The organism is Clostridium sp. CAG:43 (assembly GCF_000434655.1).
Lineage (GTDB): Bacteria > Bacillota > Clostridia > Lachnospirales > Lachnospiraceae > Otoolea > Otoolea fessa.
Genome location: NZ_FR895102.1, coordinates 3,444 through 4,753 on the forward strand (window position 1 = coordinate 3,444; position 1,310 = coordinate 4,753).

Annotated in this window: 2 protein-coding genes (1 of these 2 only partly in view); both read left to right on the plus strand. The window is 49.7% G+C overall.

Features of this window, described 5'->3' with window-relative positions:
• A protein-coding gene (locus QVO97_RS09170; RefSeq protein WP_022360032.1) for an MATE family efflux transporter crosses the window boundary here: on the plus strand, nucleotides 1-449 show its 3' portion. 934 nt of this gene lie to the left of the window's left edge; the window shows 449 of its 1,383 coding nt (coding positions 935-1,383); its start codon lies beyond the left edge, outside the window; its stop codon occupies nucleotides 447-449.
• A 23-nt stretch (nucleotides 450-472) separates the two neighbouring features.
• A complete protein-coding gene (locus tag QVO97_RS09175; protein ID WP_367950148.1) occupies nucleotides 473-1,027 on the plus strand; it encodes a phosphatase PAP2 family protein in 555 nt (184 codons plus the stop codon).
• Nucleotides 1,028-1,310: the final 283 nt, after the last annotated feature.

Here is a 1,310-nt window from a genome sequence, read left to right on the forward strand (position 1 = left end):
GACAGTGTCTCGGCGCGGGGCGCAAGGATGAGGCGATCTATTATATCAAAAAATTGACGGCAGTGGCGGAGATCGTCATCGTCGCAAGCTGTGCGCTCGTATTTCTGGCGACGAAACCGGTCACGATTCTGGGCGGCATGGAGCCGGAGAGTGCGAAGATGTGTCTCTACATGGTCGGATGGATCACGGTGGTAAAGCCGATTGTCTGGACGCTCGCATTTATTCCGGCATATGGAATGCGGGCTGCCGGGGATGTGAGGTTTTCGATGATTCTCTCTTGCATCAGTATGTGGGCGTTCCGGGTGACGCTGTGCATTTATCTCTGCCGCGTCCATGGCTTCGGACCGATCGCGGTGTGGATCGGCATGTTTACAGACTGGACGATCCGGGGCATCGTATTCACATTCCGCTTTATGGGACGGAGATGGCTCGCGCATAAAGTTGTGTAAAAAACAGAGGGAGCAAAATGAAAATGGAGTTACAAATACTGGATTGGATTCAGCAGATGCGGACGCCGGTGGGCGATGTCTGGATGGTGTTTATTTCGCGGCTTGGAAATGCAGGAATGATTTGGATTCTGTTTACATGCCTGCTGCTTATGATTCCGCGGACGAGAAGGTGGGGAGCTGCGCTGGCGGCAGCGCTCTGTCTGGATGCGATCATCTGTAATATCTTACTAAAGCCTATGGTTTGCCGGATCCGTCCGTGCGATGTGAATCAGACAGTTCAGCTGCTTATTGCCCGCCCGGCGGACTATTCCTTCCCGTCGGGACATACGGCGGCTTCGTTTGCTGCGGTCGCGGCTCTGTACTTTGCCGGGGCGAAAAAATGGTGGAAAATCACGCTGCCTCTGGCGATCCTGATGGCGTTTTCAAGAATGTATTTATATGTGCATTACCCGACCGATGTTTTGGGCGGCATGATTGTGGGATGCGCGGCGGGGTATTTTGGAAACCGGCTGGCGGCGCAGCTGATACGGTCCTGGAAACAGAAGATGAAAAAACCAGAGGACAGAAAAAATAGATAATTTTATGTAAGAGATGTCAGAAGTTACTGGGCACGTATGCGTGTACAGTAATGCCAGAACACCTGTAATTGCCCCGTTTTTCTCTTGATATCCTTTATTTCCGATGGTATAATCTATAATCGAAATAATTTCTTTTATGATAGAAAAGGGATGATTATGATGGGGTTAGACCAGAATCAGTAATTTTATTCATTGTTAAAAGGTACGGCGTGATCTATCGACTCCAAAGCTTAGGATGATAGGAACTGCGTTTTTTGATGATGAGGTACCTGGAACGAGACCA